Source organism: Duganella sacchari (genome assembly GCF_900143065.1).
Taxonomy (GTDB): domain Bacteria; phylum Pseudomonadota; class Gammaproteobacteria; order Burkholderiales; family Burkholderiaceae_D; genus Rugamonas; species Rugamonas sacchari.
Genome location: NZ_FRCX01000001.1, coordinates 770,097 through 785,819, shown reverse-complemented (window position 1 = coordinate 785,819; position 15,723 = coordinate 770,097). Strand labels below are relative to the sequence as shown.

Genomic DNA, 15,723 nt, shown 5'->3' with positions numbered 1-15,723 from the left:
CACGATCATGAAACACGCCATCCCACTTCTTGCTGCCGTGCTGCTGAGCGCTTGCGCCGCCACGCCCACCTCCATCGTCAGTACGCCGATGACCGCGCGGCCGCTGACGACCGAGCAGATGCAGGCCGCGCCCAACAACGGCGCCATCTACCAGGCGGCCGCGTTCCGTCCGGTGTTCGAAGACCGCCGCGCGCGCCATGTGGGCGATATCCTGACCTTGGTGATTACCGAGCGCACCTCGGCCAACAAGAGCGGCACGGCGTCGGGCAACAAGTCGGGCAGCGTGAGCGCCAGCGTGCCGGGCAAGCTGCAGAGCACCTTTGGCAATCCGCTCTCGGCCAGCACCAAGAACAGCTACACCGATGGCGACAACCAGACCGCCAGCAATGCCTTCACCGGCACCATGGGCATCACGGTGGTGGAAGTGCTGAGCAACGGCAACCTGATCGTGGCCGGCGAAAAACAGATCGGCATGAACAAGGGCACCGAGTACATCCGCTTCTCCGGCATGATTAATCCGGACAGCATTGCCACCGGCAACACGGTGCAATCGACGGCCGTGGCGGACGCCCGCGTGGAATACCGTACGGCCAACCATATCGACCGCGCCGAGCTGTCCTCGATGGCGTCGCGCTTCTTCCAAAGCCTGCTGCCATTCTGACAACCATGAAAACTCCACTTAAAGCCGCATTGCTGGTGTGCCTGTCGCTGCTGGCGCCGCTGAGCCACGCCGAGCGCATCAAGGATCTGGCCAGCATTGCTGGCGTGCGTAACAACCAATTGCTGGGCTATGGCCTGGTGGTGGGCCTGGATGGCTCGGGCGACCAGACCACGCAAACCCCGTTCACCGTGCAGAGCGTGATCTCGATGCTGCAACAGCTGGGCGTCAATCTGCCGCAGGGCGGTTCGCAGCTGCAACTCAAGAACGTGGCCGCCGTAATGGTGACAGCCACGCTGCCGCCATTTGCGCAGCCAGGCCAGCAGCTCGACATCACGGTGTCGTCGATGGGTAACGCCAAGAGCCTGCGCGGCGGCACGCTGCTCATGACGCCGCTGAAGGGCGCGGACGGCCAGGTGTACGGCATGGCGCAAGGCAATGTGCTGGTGGGCGGTGTCGGCGTACAGGCCGGCGGCGGTGGTGGCGGCAGCTCGCTGACCGTCAACCACCTGAGCGTGGGCAAGATCTCCGGCGGCGCTACGGTAGAGCGCGCGGTGGCCACCAACCTGGGCGAGGGCAATATGATCAAGCTCGAGCTCAACAATGCCGACTTCGCGACGGCCAGCCGCGTGGTGGAAGCGATTAACGACAAATACGGCGCCGGCATTGCCTACGCGCTGGACAGCCGCGTGATCCGCGTACAGGCGCCGAGCAGCAGCGACCAGCGCGTGAGCTTCATCGGCACGTTGCAAGACATGAATATCAATCCTGCCGAGCAGCCTGCCAAGGTCATCATGAATGCGCGCACCGGCTCGGTGGTGATGAACCGCGCGGTCACGCTGGATACGTGCGCCATCTCGCACGGCAATCTGTCAGTATCGGTCAACAGCGACACCCAGGTCAGCCAGCCTAATCCGCTGTCGGGTGGCCGCACCGTGGTCACGCAGAATCCGCAAGTGGCCATCAAACAGGACGGCGGCAAGGTCATGATGGTGAAGGGCGGCGCCTCGCTGGCCGAGGTGGTCAAGGCGCTCAACGCCATTGGCGCCACGCCACAGGACCTGCTGTCAATTTTGCAGGCCATGAAGGCCGCCGGTTCGCTGCGCGCCGAACTGGAAATCATCTAAGAAGCAAGGTGATCTCATGACCAGCCCAACAGCCAATACCAAGGATCTCAGCAGCAAGTTCTCGCTGGACGTGCGGGATATGGGCAGCCTCAAGCAGTCTGCCCGTGCCGGCAGCCCGGACGCGCTGAAGACCGCCTCGACGCAATTTGAAGCCATGTTCGTCAACATGATGTTGAAGAGCATGCGCGAAGCCACGCCGCAGGACGGCATGATGGACAGCCAGCAGAGCAAGATGTTCACCACCATGCTGGACCAGCAGACCAGCCAGAACATCGCCAAGAAGGGCATCGGCCTGGCCGATATGCTGGTGCGCCAATTGTCGAGCAAGGCCAATGCGCAGGCGCAGGCACTGGCCATCGGTGGCGAGCCGGGCGATGCCAACAGCGGCGCCAACGCCGGCAGCTTCAGCGGCATGGCCAGCCTCATGGACGCCAAGCTGCAGCGCGCGATTGCCGCTGCGGGCGGCAACAACAGCACCACCGCAACCGCTACCACCACTGCCACCGCCACCGACAGCACCAACAAGGGTTCGCAAGCGCCGCATGTGCGCAGCTTCCAGGAAAAACTGTCGGCGCACGCGGAAGAGGCCAGCAAGGCCACCGGCATTCCGGCCAAGTTCATGCTGGGCCAGGCGGCGCTGGAGTCTGGCTGGGGCAAGCGCGAGATCAAGGGCCGCGACGGCACCAACAGCAACAACCTGTTCGGCATCAAGGCCACGCCTGACTGGAAAGGCAAGGTGGTTGAAGCCACCACCACTGAATACGTCAACGGCAAGGCGCACAGCAGGGTGGAGCGCTTCCGCGCCTACGACAGCTATGCCGACAGTTTCAAGGACTATGCCAAATTGCTGGCAAGTAACCCACGTTACGAGAAAGTATTGGCCAGCGCGGGCGACGCCACCAGTTTTGCCAAGGGCTTGCAGCAGGCCGGCTACGCTACCGATCCCAACTATGCGACCAAGCTGGCCAGCATCATCAAGCGTTCGCTGGCCGGGTAATAAAGTTTTGGCACGGTTTGCCGTTACCCATCACAGATAGAGTAAAAATATTATGTCCAGTCTTCTCAGCATCGGTAAAAGCGGTTTGTTGGCAGCCCAGGTCGGCCTTTCGACCACCGGCAACAACATCACCAACGCCAACACGCCCGGCTACAACCGTCAGGTGGCGATTCAGGGCGACACCGGCACCCAGTACCAGGGCTTCGGCTACGTCGGCACGGGTACCGAGGTGGAGGCTGTGCGCCGCTTCTACGACAACTTCCTGGCCACCTCGCTGCGCAATGCCGAAGCCAACCAGGCTTCGCTGGATGCGTACAGCGCGCAGATCGGCCAGATCGACAACCTGCTGGCCGACCCGACCGCCGGCCTGTCGCCGGCGCTGCAGGACTTCTTCAATGGTGTGCAGAACGCGACGGCCAGCCCGGCCTCGTCCGCTGCGCGCCAGTCGCTGCTGTCGAATGCGGAGTCGCTGGCATCCCGCTTCCAGGGCATGAGTGCGCGGCTCAACGAAGTGGCCGCGGGCGTCAACAACCAGATGGTGTCCAACGTCGGCGAGATCAACGCCTATGCCAAGAAGCTGGCCGACATCAACAACACCATTGCCGGCCTGACCACCAGTACGGCCGAGCCGAATGACTTGCTGGACAAGCGCGACCAGATGCTGACCGAGCTGAACAAGCTGGTCAAGGTGACGGTCACGCCGGGTGACAACAATATGCTCAACGTCCAGTTCGGCACGGGCCAGCCGCTGGTGGTGGGCAACAAGCCTTTCCAGCTGGGCACGTCCACCTCGCCCACTGATGCCAGCCGCATCACCATCGGCTACGCCACCGATTCGGGCGCCTTCACCGAGCTGCCGGATACCGTGTTCACCGGCGGCCAGCTGGGCGGCCTGATCGAGTTCCGCGATGGCGCCATGGACCGCGCGCAGAATTCGCTGGGCCAGGTGGCGGCCGGCCTGGCGACTGCCTTCAATGCCCAGCACGTGCTGGGCCAGGACCAGAATGGCGCGCTGGGTACCAACTTCTTCAATCCGATCAACGCTTATGTCGGCACCAACACCCGCAATTCGCCGCTGAGCACGGCGCAAGTGACGGCCGTGGTGACCGATGCCGGTGGATTGACCGCCAGCGACTACAGCGTGGATTACGACGGCACCAACTTCAACGTCACGCGCAAGAGCGACGGCAAGATCACACAGATCAATCCGTTTCCGCAGACCACGCCGCAGGTGATTGACGGCGTGTCGTACTCGATTACGGGCACGCCGCAACCCAAGGACAACTTCCTGGTACGGCCCACCTACAACGCCGCCAAGGACATCACGGTGGCCATCAAGGACCGCGACAAGATTGCGCTGGCCGCGCCGATCGCGACAGCGGCGCCGACCACCAATGTGGGCAATGGCAAGATCAGCGCCGGCAGCGTGGACAAGAATTACCTGACGCCAGGCAACGCAGTGACCGCGCCGATCACGCTGACCTACGACAAGGCCAGCGGCAGCTTCTCGGGCTTCCCGCCGAATCAGGATGTGACGGTGACGGTGAATGGCACCGCGACCGTGTATCCGGCCGGCACACCGGTGCCGTACACCGATGGCGCCAACATCAGCTTTGGCGGCGTCAATTTTGCCATCAGCGGTACGCCGGCGGACCTTGATACTTTCACGGTCGGCCCCAATACCAGTGGTGTCGGCGACAGCCGCAATGGCGCCCTGCTGGGCGCGCTGCAAACCAAAAACATCCTGGACAACGGCGCTGCCACGTTCCAGACCACGTACGCCCAGATGGTCAACTATGTGGGCACCAAGGCGCGCGAGGCGCAGATCAGCGGCACCGCCGCCGACGCTGCCGTCACGCAGGCCACCAAGGCGCAACAGGAAGTATCGGGTGTCAATCTGGACGAGGAGGCGGCCAACCTGTTGCGCTATCAGCAAGCGTACCAGGCCAGCGGCAAGGTGATGCAGGTGGCCAGCCAGTTATTTGATACAGTGCTCAGCATTGGCCGTTAAACAGATAGGGTAGCATCATGGTATCGCGCATCAGCACCAGAACGATTTATGACCTCGGCTCGTCGCAGATTACGTCGCTGCAGACGGCCTTGGCGCGTACGCAGCAACAGCTGTCGACCGGCCGCAAGAACCTGACTGCGGCCGACGATCCGATCGCCACGGCGCGCGCGCTGGAAGTGACGCAGTCGCAGTCGCTCAATACCCAGCTGGCGACCAACCGCTCCAACGCCAAGGGCGTGCTGTCGGCGGAAACCGTGGCGCTGTCCAGCACTACGGCCATCCTGCAAGACATCAAGGACCTCGCTGTCAAGGCTGGCAACCCGTCCTATTCGCCGTCCGACCTGGAGTCGGTGGCGACCGAGCTGGAAGGCCGCCTGGCCGACCTGATGGGGCAGGCCAATACTTCGGACGGCCTGGGCGGCTATGTGTTTGCCGGCTACCGCTCCACCACCTTGCCGTTCACCAAAACCGCGGGCGGCGCCGCTTACCAGGGCGACCAGGGCCAGCGCGAGCTGCAGGTGGGATCGACGCGTTCGATCCCGATTACCGACTCCGGCGCCTCGGTGTTTGAAAACAACGCCACCGGCAACGGTACTTTCGTGACCACGCCGGACCCCGCCAATTTCACGCGCGGCGGCACCGGCATCATCAGCGCGGGTTCGGTCAAGGACACGACCCAGCTGACCGGCCACAAATACCAGATCGACTTCCAGGTCGTGCCTGCGTCGCCAGGCATCCCCAAGCAGACCACCTATACCGTCACCGATCTGACCCTGAACCAGCCGGTGCCGGCGACGCCGGTGCCAGCCGTGCCGCAAGCCTATGTCAGCGGCCAGAACATTACCTTTGATGGCGTCCAGTTCGACGTCAAGGGCGATCCGGCCGATGGCGACAATTTCTCGGTACAGCCGTCGACCAAGCAATCGGTGTTCTCGACCGTGCAAGACTTCATCAACGCCTTGCGCGCGCCGGCGACCGGCAACGCCGGCAATGCCAGCCTCAACAACAAGCTCAACCAGCTGCAGGTGAATATCGACAACGCGGCCGACAATGTGCTGTCGGTGCAGGCGGCGGTGGGGGCGCGCCTCAAAGAGGTGGATTACCTCGACAGCTCCGGCGACGACCTGGGCCTGCAATACGCCACCACGCTGTCGAATCTGCAGGAGCTTGATTACACGGCCGCCATCTCGCTGTTCACGCAGCAGCAGACCACGCTGACGGCCGCGCAGAAGTCCTTCACCACCATGTCCGGCTTATCGCTGTTCAATTACATCAGCTGATTTTTTTGCGGCGATAAAAAAACGGCCAGCTTTTTTTAGCTGGCCGTTTTTGTTTGCAGCAGCTTACTTCGCTGCCAGGATGCCGTGGGTGGCGCTGGCCTGCTTGCGCAGCCAGTCGTCGTGCTGGGCCGTGGCCGCGCCGCTCAGTGCCGATGTGGCCTGATAGTGCTGCATCTGGCTGGCCAGGGCGGCCACGCTATTGCTCAGGCTGCTGCCTGAGGTCAGCGTGAGCTGGCCTGCCCCCGACACGGGCTGGTTGTCTGCCTGCTGCGCATAGCTGCCGATTGCTTGCGACAGTGCGCTGGCCTTGGCCGCGCGTTCGGCCAGGAACCAGACGTCGGCCACCGCGTGCGTGCTGCCGTCGGTGCTGGTGTAGCTTGACTGCAGGCCGATCCAGTTGCCCTGGTCGACTACGCTGGTTTGCTGCGCCTTGACCTGCAGGCTGGCGATGTTGAGCGAGGCCAGTGTCTTGAGCTCGTCGGCCTGGCTGATGCCATCGGCGTTGGCATCCACCCACACGCGCAGGTCCCCGTACTGCGCATCCTTGCTGTCGATGACGCCATCGTGGTTGCTGTCGAGATCAGCCAGTGCCGCAAAGCCGTCGCTGGCCTTGCCACCCTGGCTGCTGCTGGTGTAGGTGCCGAACAGCTCGCTGCCATCGTTGATGATGCCGTCGTGGTTGCGGTCCAGTGCCAGCAAGCCATCGCCCTTGCCAACCCAGCCGGTGTTGACCTTGCTGCCGTCAGCGCGGATGTCGAAGCGCACGCCGGCCGTGATGCCCAGCGTGGTGATGCCACTGCCATCCAGGTCCAGCACCAGCGGGCTGGCCGCTGGCAGCACGGCTTTCTGGTCGGTCGACAGCGACGAGATCTGAGCGGCGGTGAGGGCCGTCACCTGGGCCATGGTCAGGCCGGCAATCTGGTCGGTGCTCATGGCCTTGAGCAGCGTGGTGTTCATATTGCGCATCTGGGTGGTGCTCAGTGCAGCGACCTGATCCACGCTCAACATCTGGAATACCACCGCTTTGAGGCCGTTGACTTGCTGGGTCTTGAGCGCGGCGATATCGGTGGCGTCAAGTGCCGCCACCTGGTCGGAGTTGAGGGCGTTGAGGGCGGCCAGCGACAGCGCGCCCACGTCGGCCGTGCTCAGCGTACCGATCTGCGAGGTGGTCATGCCCAGAGCCTGGGTCGATGCCAGCGCGGCCAGCTGGCGCGTGGTCAGCGTGTCGAACAGCGTGTCTTGCAGCGTGGCGATCTGATCGGAGGTGAAGCCCGGAATCTGGCCCGTGGTGAACGCCCCCAGCGACGCCAGACCGTTGAGCTGGTCGGTGCTCAGGCCCTTGATCTGGCCGGCCGACAAGGCGCCCAGCGTTTTGGTTGACAGCGCGGCAAACTGGCCGGCGGTCAGCGCAGCAAGCTGGCTGGTTTTCAAGGTGCCGATCTGGGCGGTGGTGAAACTGCCTACCGAGCTCAGGCTCAGCAGCGGGATCTGGTCCGTGGTCAGGAAGGACAGCGTCAGGCCGCTCGCTTGCTGGGTGGTCAGGTTGCCGAGCTGGTCGGTCGACAGCTGCGCCACTTGCGTGACTTTCAGCGCGGCCATCTGGGCCGAACGCAGCGACTGGAAGCTGTCGTCATCCAGCGTGCTCAGCTGGTCGGAAGTCAGCGCGCCTACCTGTGTGGCGTTCAGCGTACCCAGCGTCGACAGCGCATTGAGCTGTTCGGTGCTGAGCGCCTTGATGTCGTTGGCCGTCAGGCCGCCGATCTGCGAAGTCTTGAACGCGGCCAGCTGGCTGTCTTTGAGTGCGCTAATCTGGCTCGTTGTCAGTGTGCCGATCTGTACACTGCTCAGCGCTGCCACGTCTTCATCTTCCATGGCATAGATCTGGTCGCTCGTGAGCCCCGACAGCGACAGCAGCGCCAGTGCGCGCACTTGTGCCGTGGTCAACGCCACGATCTGCTCCGTTGTGAGGTTGCCCAGTTGGGTCTTGTTCAGCGAAGCGATCTGCGCGGTCTTCAGCGTGGCGATGTGGGCCGCGTCCAGCGAGGCCAGCTGCATCGTAGTCAGCGCGCTGAACTGTACCGTGGTCAGCGGCGCCAGCGTGGCCAGGCCGGCCAGTTGCTCGGTACTCAATGTCTTGAGCTGTTGCTGCGTCATTGATGCGATCTCAGCGGTGCTCAACTGGCCCATCTGGTCGATGCTGAGCGACTGGATCTGTGCCGTGGTCAGCGCGGCAAACTGGTTGGTTTTCAGGCCCGCCAAGTCTTCTTGCTCCATTGCCGCGAGCTGGTCGCTGCCCAATGAACGGATCGCATCGGTATTCATTGCGCGCCACTGGATCACGCTCAGTGCCTGGATCTGGTGGGTGTTGAGCGAGGCAATCTGTTTGGACGACAACACTGACATCTGTGCCGTGGTGAGCGACGCCAGCTGGGTATCGTCGAACGAGCTCAGGTTGTCGGTGCTCAGGCCGGGTAACTGGCGTGTGCCCAGCCAGCCAACCGGGATCTGTGCCAGTTGCTGCGAGGTCAGGACGTTGACTTGGGTTGACGTCAGTGCGCGCACTTGCTGCGAGGTCAGCGCCTGCAGCTGGGCATCGGTGATGGCCTGAATGTCGGCTGTGGTCAAGACCACTATTTGCGCCGTGCTCAGCGCACTGATGTCGCTGGCCTCGATCGCAACGAACTGGTCGGTGGTCAGCGACGAGATCGCCTTGGTATTGAGTGCGCGCAGCTGGCTGCCCGTCATGGCGATGATTTGCTCGGAACTCAGGATGTGGACCTGGTTGACGGTCAGACCGGCAATCGCGCCCGTGCTCAGGAAGCCGAACTGGTCGGTCGTGAGTGCGGCAAACTGGTCGGTGGTCAGCGAGGACAGCTGGGCCGAGCGCAGCGCGGCAATATCGACGCCTTCAATCACGGCGATCTGGGCCGCGGTGAGCGCTTGCAGCGCGCGCGTGTTCATCGCGATCAGGTCGCCCGTTTCCAGCGCAATGATCTGGTCCGAGGTCAGGAACGGCGTTTGCGTATTGGTCAGCGCGGCAATCTGGCTGGTCTTCAATGCGGCGATCTGGGTCACTGACAGCAGCGGCAGCTGGTCCGAGGTCAGCGCGCGGATTTGCACGCTGCCCAGGCTGGTGATGGCGTTCAGCGCGTTCAGCTGTGCGCCGCTCAGTAGTGGGATCTGCGTGGCCTTGAAGCCGCTCGCGCCCTGGGTCGACAGCGCGGCAACCTGGTCGGTGGTCAGCGCGGTCAGCTGGTCGCTGCTCAGCGATTGCAGCTGCGCCGATTTGAACATGGCAAAGTCGTCCGCATCGATCATCGGCACCTGGGTCAGGCTCAGGCCCTTGAGACCGTTGGTGCTCAGCGAACCGACCTGGTCGCCGCTGAGGGCGGCCAGCTGGGCGGCGTTCATCACGGAAATCTGCAGCGAGGTGAGGGCGGCAATCTGCCGCGTGCTCAGCGAGTTGATGTCGCTCGCGGTCAGCGCGGCAATGCGGTCGGTCGACAGGCCGGCAATCTGGTTGGTCGGGTAGTCGGACAGATTACCCAGCGCCGCATATTGCGCCAGGCTCAGCGCACCGAGCTGGGTGGCGGTGAACGAGGCGATGCTGGCGGTGCTCAGCGCATGCAGCTGGTCGGTCAGCAGCGCAGCCATCTGGTCGGTGGTCAGCGAGCGCAGCTGGGCGGTGCTGAAGGCAGCAAAGTCCTCTATTTCCACTGCGGTAATCTGGCCTACGCTCAGGTGCGAGACCACGGCCGTGGACAGCGCGCGTGCCTGCTGGGTCGACAGCGCGATCAGCTGCGCATTGGTCAGGCCGGCGGCCTGGCTGCTGGTCATGACGGCCAGCTGGCTGGTCTTGAGCGCGGTCAGGGTGCCGACTGCAATTGCGGTCAGCTGGTCGGTGGTCAGCGCGCGTACCTGGTTGGAGGTCAGCGAACTCATGCCGTTCAGCGCGTCCAGCTGCGTATTGCTCAGGAAACCGATCTGCTTGGTGCTGAGCGCGGCGATTTCCTGCGTGCTCAGGATGCCGTACTGCGCCAGTGTCAGCGCGGCCAGCTGGTCGCTGGTCAGCGCCACCACTTGCGTGCTGCTCAGCGAGCGCAGGTCAACGTCTTCCATCGCATTGAGCTGGCTGCCGCTGAGCGCGGCAATCGCGGCCGACGACAGCGAGCGTACCTGCGCCGTGGTCAGTGCCGGGATCTGGTCGGTGGTCAGGTACTGGATCTGCGTGCTGCTCAGCGCGGCCAACTGGTTGGTTTTCAGGTTGGCGATCTGGGCGGGCGTGAGCGCGATGATCTGCGCCGACGACATGCCGGCGATCTGCTTGGTGCCGAGGCCGCCCAGGCTGCCCAGTGCGGCAAACTGGTCAGTGGTCAGCACACCCATTTGCAAGGTGCTCAGGGCCGCCACCTGTTGCGAGGTGAACGCGGACAGCTGGGCCAGCGTCAGCGACGATACCTGGTCGGTCCGCATGGCCGACACTTGCGTGGTCGACAGCGCGGTAATATCGGCCAGTTCAATCACCACCACCTGGTCGGTGCTGAGCATGGTCAGCATGCCGGTGCCCATGCCGCGCACCTGCGCGGTGGTCAGCGCGATGATCTGGTCGCTGGTCAGCGACTGCGCCTGGGTGCTGTCCAGCGCGCGCAGCTGGTTGCTGCGCAGCGTGGTGATCTGGCTCAGCAGCAGACTGCTGAGCTGGGTCGTGGTCAGCGCGCGTACTTGCGCCGTGGTCAGCGGCGACAGCGAGGAAATGCTGTCGAGCTGGTCGGTGCCCAGCGCGGCAATCTGCTTGGTGCTCAGTGCGGCAAGCACCTTGGTGCCAAACGCGCCAAACTGGCTGGCGGTCAGCGCGGCCAGCTGGTCGCTATTGAGCGCGATGATCTGGTTGGTGCCCAATGCGGCGATGTCCACTACTTCAATTGCCTGCACCTGTTCCGTGGTCAGCGCGCCCAGTGTGGCCGAGCTCAGGCTGCGCACCTGCGCGGTCGTCAGCGCGACAATCTGGTTGGTGGTCAGTGCGCCGATCTGGGCGCTCGTGAGGCCGGCGATCTGGCTGGTTTTCAGCGTGGCGATGCTGCTCAGGCTGGCCACCTGGTCGGTGGTCAGCGCGCCGATCTGGCGGCTGGTCAGCGGCGCCAGCGACACCAGCGCGGCGATCTGGCTGGTGGTCAGCGCATGCACCTGGTCAGTGGTCAGCGCGGCAATGATTTGCGTGCTCAGGCCCGCGACCTGGCTCAGCAGCAGATTGCTGACCTGGTCGGTCGTGAGGCCGGTCACCTGGCGGCTGGACAGCGCCTGCAGGTCCACCAGTTCCATATCCTGCAGCTGGTCGGTGCCGAGCACGCTCAGCTGCAGTGTGGTCAGCGCACGGGCCTGCTGGGTGGTCAGGGCGACGATTTCCGCGCTGGTCAGCACTTGCACCTGGTCGGTGGTCAGCGAGGCGATCTGCGCGGTGGTCAGACTGGCCAGCGTGGACAGCGGCAGCGAAATGATCTGGTCGGTGGTGAGTGCGGCAATCGCGGCGGTCGAGAAGCTGGCCAGTGTGGTCAGCGCAGCAATCTGGGCGCTGGTCAGCACGGCTTTTTGTGCGGTGGTCAGCGCGGCGATTTCCTGCGTGGTCAGCACGCGGATTTGCGTGGTGGTCAGCGCCTGCACCTGGTCGCTGGTCAGCGAGGCGATCTGGCGCGTGCTCAGGTTGATCAGTTCGTTAGGCGTGAAGGCAACGATCTGGTCGGTGTTCATGGCCTGCAGCGCTGCGGTGCCGATGGCGCGGACCTGTTCCGTGCCCATGCCGGCAATCTGGGTGGTGGTCAGCGCCGCGATCACGTCGCTGGACAGCGAGGCGATCTGGTTGGACTTGAGCGAGCGCAGGTCGGCCAGGTTCAGGTGCGATACCTGGTCGGTATTGAACGCCTGCAACTGGCGCGTCGACAGCGCGCTCAGCGTGAGCAGCGCGTCGATCTGGGTATCGTTGAGGTTGCCCAGCTGGCTCAGCGTCAGCGCGGCGATTTCCTGCGTGGTCAGTGCGCGCAGTTGCTGCGTGCTCAGTACCAGCAACTGGTCGCTGGTCAGCACCGCGATCTGGCGCGTGGACAGCGAGGCCAGGTCGCTATTGCTGAGCGCGGAGATGCGGTCGGTGGCCAGCGCGGCCAGCGCACTGGTGCTCAGCGCGCGCAGCTGGGTGGTATTCAGCGCCACCATCTGGTCACTGGTGATGGCGTTGGCCTGGGCCGAGGTCAGCGCGGCAATCTGGTTGGTTTGCAGCTTGGCGAAGTCGCTGCTGCTCATCTGGCTGATCTGGTCGCTGGTGAGGGCGACGATCTGCTTGGTGACCAGCGGTATCAGTTGCAGTGCCGCCAGCTGATCGCTGTTGAGCACCGACAGCTGGGCCGGCGTCAGCGCGCGCACTTCGGCCGTGGTGAAGGCGGCCATCTGGTCGCTGGTCATGGCCTTGATCTGGGCCGTGCTCAGGCTGGCGATCTGCGAGGTGCGCATGGCGCGCACGTCGGCGGTTTCAATTGCGGCAATCGCATCCGTGCTCAGCACCGACAGCGCGCTGGTGCTCAGCGCGGCGATCTGGCTGCTGCTGAGGGCGATGATCTGGTCGGTGCCCAGCGATTGCAGCTGGTCGCTGCTGAATGCGCCCAGCTGGCGCGTGGTCAGTGTGATCAGGTCGTCGGTGTTGATAACGGCGATCTGGTTGCTGGTCAGCGCGCGGATTTGCAGCGTGGTCAGCACGGCCATGGTGCGCAGCGCGTCGAGCTGGTCGCTGTTGAGGACCATGATCTGGTCGGTGGTCAGCGCGGTCTCGGCGCCGGTGGTCAGTGCGTGCACCTGGTCGCTGCTGAGGGCGACGATCTGGTCGGTGGTCAGCTTGTTGACCTGCTGCGTGTCGAGCACGGCGATGTCGCGCGTCTCGATCGCCTGGATCTGGTTGGTGGTCAGCGCGGCAATGCCGGTCGAGCTCAGGCCGCGGAACTGGCCGCCGCTCAGGACGACGATCTGGTCAGTGGTCAGCGACTGCACCTGGTCCGAGCTCAGCTGTCCCAGCTGGTTGCTGGCCAGCGAGGCCAGGTTGTGCGTGCTGAGGTTGGAAATCTGCAGCGTGGTAAATGCGCTGAGCTGGCGGCTCGAAACGCCGGCCAGCGTGCTCATGGCATTCAGCTGGTCGGTGGTCAGCACCACGATCTGGTCGGTGCTGAGCGCGCCCACGGCCGCGCTGGTGAACGCGGTGAACTGGTCGCTTTGCAGCGCCACCAGCTGGTCGGTGGACAGGCGCGCGACCTGGCCGGTGCGCAGCGCGGCAATGTCGCGCGTTTCGATCGCGCGCAACTGCTCGGTGGTCAGCGTGTTGAGCATATTGGTGCTCATGTCCGCGTACTGGCCGGTGGTCAGGTTGATGATCTGGTCGCTGGTGAGCACCTGGATCTGGTCGCTGGTGAGCGCCGCCAGCTGGGTGCTGGTGAGAGCAATCACGTCTTTGCTCTCGATGTTGACCAGTTGCAGCGTGGTCATGGCCTGGATTTGCGCGGTGGTCAGCGGTACCAGGGTTTTCAGCGCAACGATCTGGTCGGTCGTGAGGACGGCAATCTGGTCCGGGCGCAGCGCGCGCTCGGTATCGGTATTGATGGCGGTGAACTGGTCGCTGCTCATGGCCACCAGCTGGTCGCTGCTGAGGGCGCGGATCTGGTTGCTGCCGATCACGGCGACATCGCGCGTTTCCAGCTGGCCGATCTGGACCGTGGTCAGTTCGCTGAGCAGGGTGGTGGTCAGCGTCGACACTTGCGTGGTGGTCAGCGCGATGAGCTGGTCGCTGGTCAGCACCTGCACCTGGTCGATATTGAGCGAGGCCAGCTGTGCGGTGGTCAGCGCGGCGATGGTCTTGGTGTCCAGCGCGATGATCTGGTCGGTGGTCAGCGAGGCGATTTGCAGCGTGCTCAACGGCAGCAGCGTGCGGATCGCCACGATCTGGTCGGTGGTCATGGCCGCCAGCTGGTCCGGACGCAGCGCCTGCGCCTCGTCGGTGGTCATGGCGTAGATCTGGTCGGTGCTCAGCGCCACCAGCTGGTCGCTGCTCAGCGCGCGGATCTGGCCGGTGGTCAGCACGCGGATGTCGCGCGTTTCAATCGCCTGGATTTGCGTGGTGCTGAGCTGGCTGACCATGCTGGTGGTCAGCGCATTGATCTGGCCGGTGGTGAGCAGCACTACCTGGTCGGTGGTCAGCGCGGCGATCTGGTCCGGCGTGAAGGCAGCCAGCTGGCTGCTGGTCAGCGCCACCAGGTCCTTGGTGTCGAGCGCAATCACCTGGTCGGTGGTGAGGCCGGCGATCTGGCCCGTGGTCAGCGTCAGCAGCGACTTCATCGCGGAAATCTGGTCGGTGCTCAGCACGGCGATCTGGTCTGGCGTCAGCGATGGCAGCAGGCTGGTCGACAGCATCGCAACTTGCGTGGTGCTCAGGGCGTGCAGCTGGTCGCTGTTCAGGGTGCGCAGCTGGGCGCTGGTCAGCGCCGGGATGTCGCGCGTTTCAATCGCCTGGATCTGGTCGGTGGTCAGCTGGCTGATCGCGGCCGTGGTCAGCGCGGCGACCTGGGCCGTGCTGAGCGCAACGATTTGCGCGCTGTTGAGCGCGATCACCTGGTTGGCGTTGAAGGCGGCCAGCTGGGCGCTGGTCAGCGCGGCGATGGTCTTGGTGGCCAGCGAGGTGATGTGGTCGGTGGTGAGGCCGGCGATCTGGCCCGAGTTGAGCGGCGCCAGCGTGGTCAGCGAGACGATCTGGTCGGTGCTCAGCACGGCCAGCTGGTCGCTGCTCAGGGCGGCGATTTCATTGCTGCGCAATGCTTGCGCCTGCGCCGTGCTCAGGCCGTTCAACTGGTTGGCGTTGAGCGCGCGGATCTGCTGGCTGCTGAGCCAGACCAGGTCGCGGGTTTCCATCGCAGCAAACTGGTCGCTGGTCAGCGCCTGCAGGATGGCGGTCGACAGCGCGCTCACTTGCAGCGTGCTGAGCTGGGCGATCTGGTCGCTGGTGACGGTGGCCAGCTGGGCGGCGGTGAGGGCGTTGACCTGGCTGGTGGTCAGCAGTTGCAGCTGGTCGGACACCAGCGCGGCCACTTGCGCCGTGTTGAGCCCAGTGACGGCGCGCGTGTTGATGGCGCGCAGCTGCTGCGAGCTCATCGCGGTGAGCTGGTCGGTGCTCAGGTTGCCGATCTGGTCGGAACTCAGGCTGTTGACTTGCGCGGTTTGCAGCGCGCGCACGTCCTGGGTTTCCAGCGATGCGATCTGTGCTGCGGTCAGGGTGTTGAGCTGGCGCGTGGTCAGGCCCGGCATTTCCTGGGTGCTCAGGGCCACCAGCTGGTTGGTGCTCAGGGCCAGCAACTGGTCGCTGGTCAGCACGCTGATCTGTAGCGAATTGAGGGCCGGGATGGCGTCGGTGGTCAGACCCAGCACGCCGTTGACGCTCAGGTTGGACAGCTGCCGGGTCGACAGCGCGCGCACATTGGCGGTGGCCATCACGCTGATCTGGTCAGAGCTGAACGCCTGCATATCCTCGGTGGTCAGCGTGACGATCTGCTGCGTGCCCCAAAGGATGATGTCGTCGGTGGTCAGGGTTGGAACAATCGTGCTCATTACAGGCTTCTCCCGGCAAGCTA

General features: G+C 64.2%; 6 protein-coding genes. 5 read left to right on the top strand and 1 reads right to left on the bottom strand.

Translation table 11 applies throughout. The features are described 5' to 3' along the window. Nucleotides 1-7 precede the first annotated feature (7 nt). From BUA36_RS03665 to flgL, 5 genes are read left to right on the top strand one after another with little or no spacing between them, the layout of a single operon-like run. Nucleotides 8-661 carry a flagellar basal body L-ring protein FlgH gene (locus tag BUA36_RS03665; RefSeq protein ID WP_072781409.1) on the top strand — a complete coding sequence of 218 codons (654 nt, stop codon included), beginning with the start codon at nt 8-10 and terminating at the stop codon, nt 659-661. A gap of 5 nt (nt 662-666) precedes the next feature. Then, entirely contained in the window at nt 667-1,785 is a 1,119-nt protein-coding gene (locus tag BUA36_RS03660; RefSeq protein WP_072781407.1) for a flagellar basal body P-ring protein FlgI, read from the top strand. 16 nt (nt 1,786-1,801) lie between these two features. Continuing rightward, the gene (gene flgJ / locus BUA36_RS03655) at nt 1,802-2,782 is read left to right on the top strand and encodes a flagellar assembly peptidoglycan hydrolase FlgJ (protein ID WP_072781405.1); all 981 of its coding nucleotides are present in this window, start codon (nt 1,802-1,804) and stop codon (nt 2,780-2,782) included. 52 nt (nt 2,783-2,834) lie between these two features. Then, a complete protein-coding gene (gene flgK / locus BUA36_RS03650; protein WP_072781404.1) occupies nt 2,835-4,793 on the top strand; it encodes a flagellar hook-associated protein FlgK in 1,959 nt (652 codons plus the stop codon). Between the two features lie 17 nt (nt 4,794-4,810). Then, nucleotides 4,811-6,073, top strand: a complete 1,263-nt coding sequence (gene flgL / locus BUA36_RS03645; protein WP_072781402.1) for a flagellar hook-associated protein FlgL — start codon at nt 4,811-4,813, stop codon at nt 6,071-6,073. A gap of 63 nt (nt 6,074-6,136) precedes the next feature. Here the strand turns inward: flgL and BUA36_RS03640 are convergent, their stop codons facing one another. After that, nucleotides 6,137-15,700, bottom strand: a complete 9,564-nt coding sequence (locus BUA36_RS03640) for an SPM autocatalytic domain-containing protein (RefSeq protein ID WP_072781400.1) — start codon at nt 15,698-15,700, stop codon at nt 6,137-6,139. Nucleotides 15,701-15,723 lie beyond the last annotated feature (23 nt).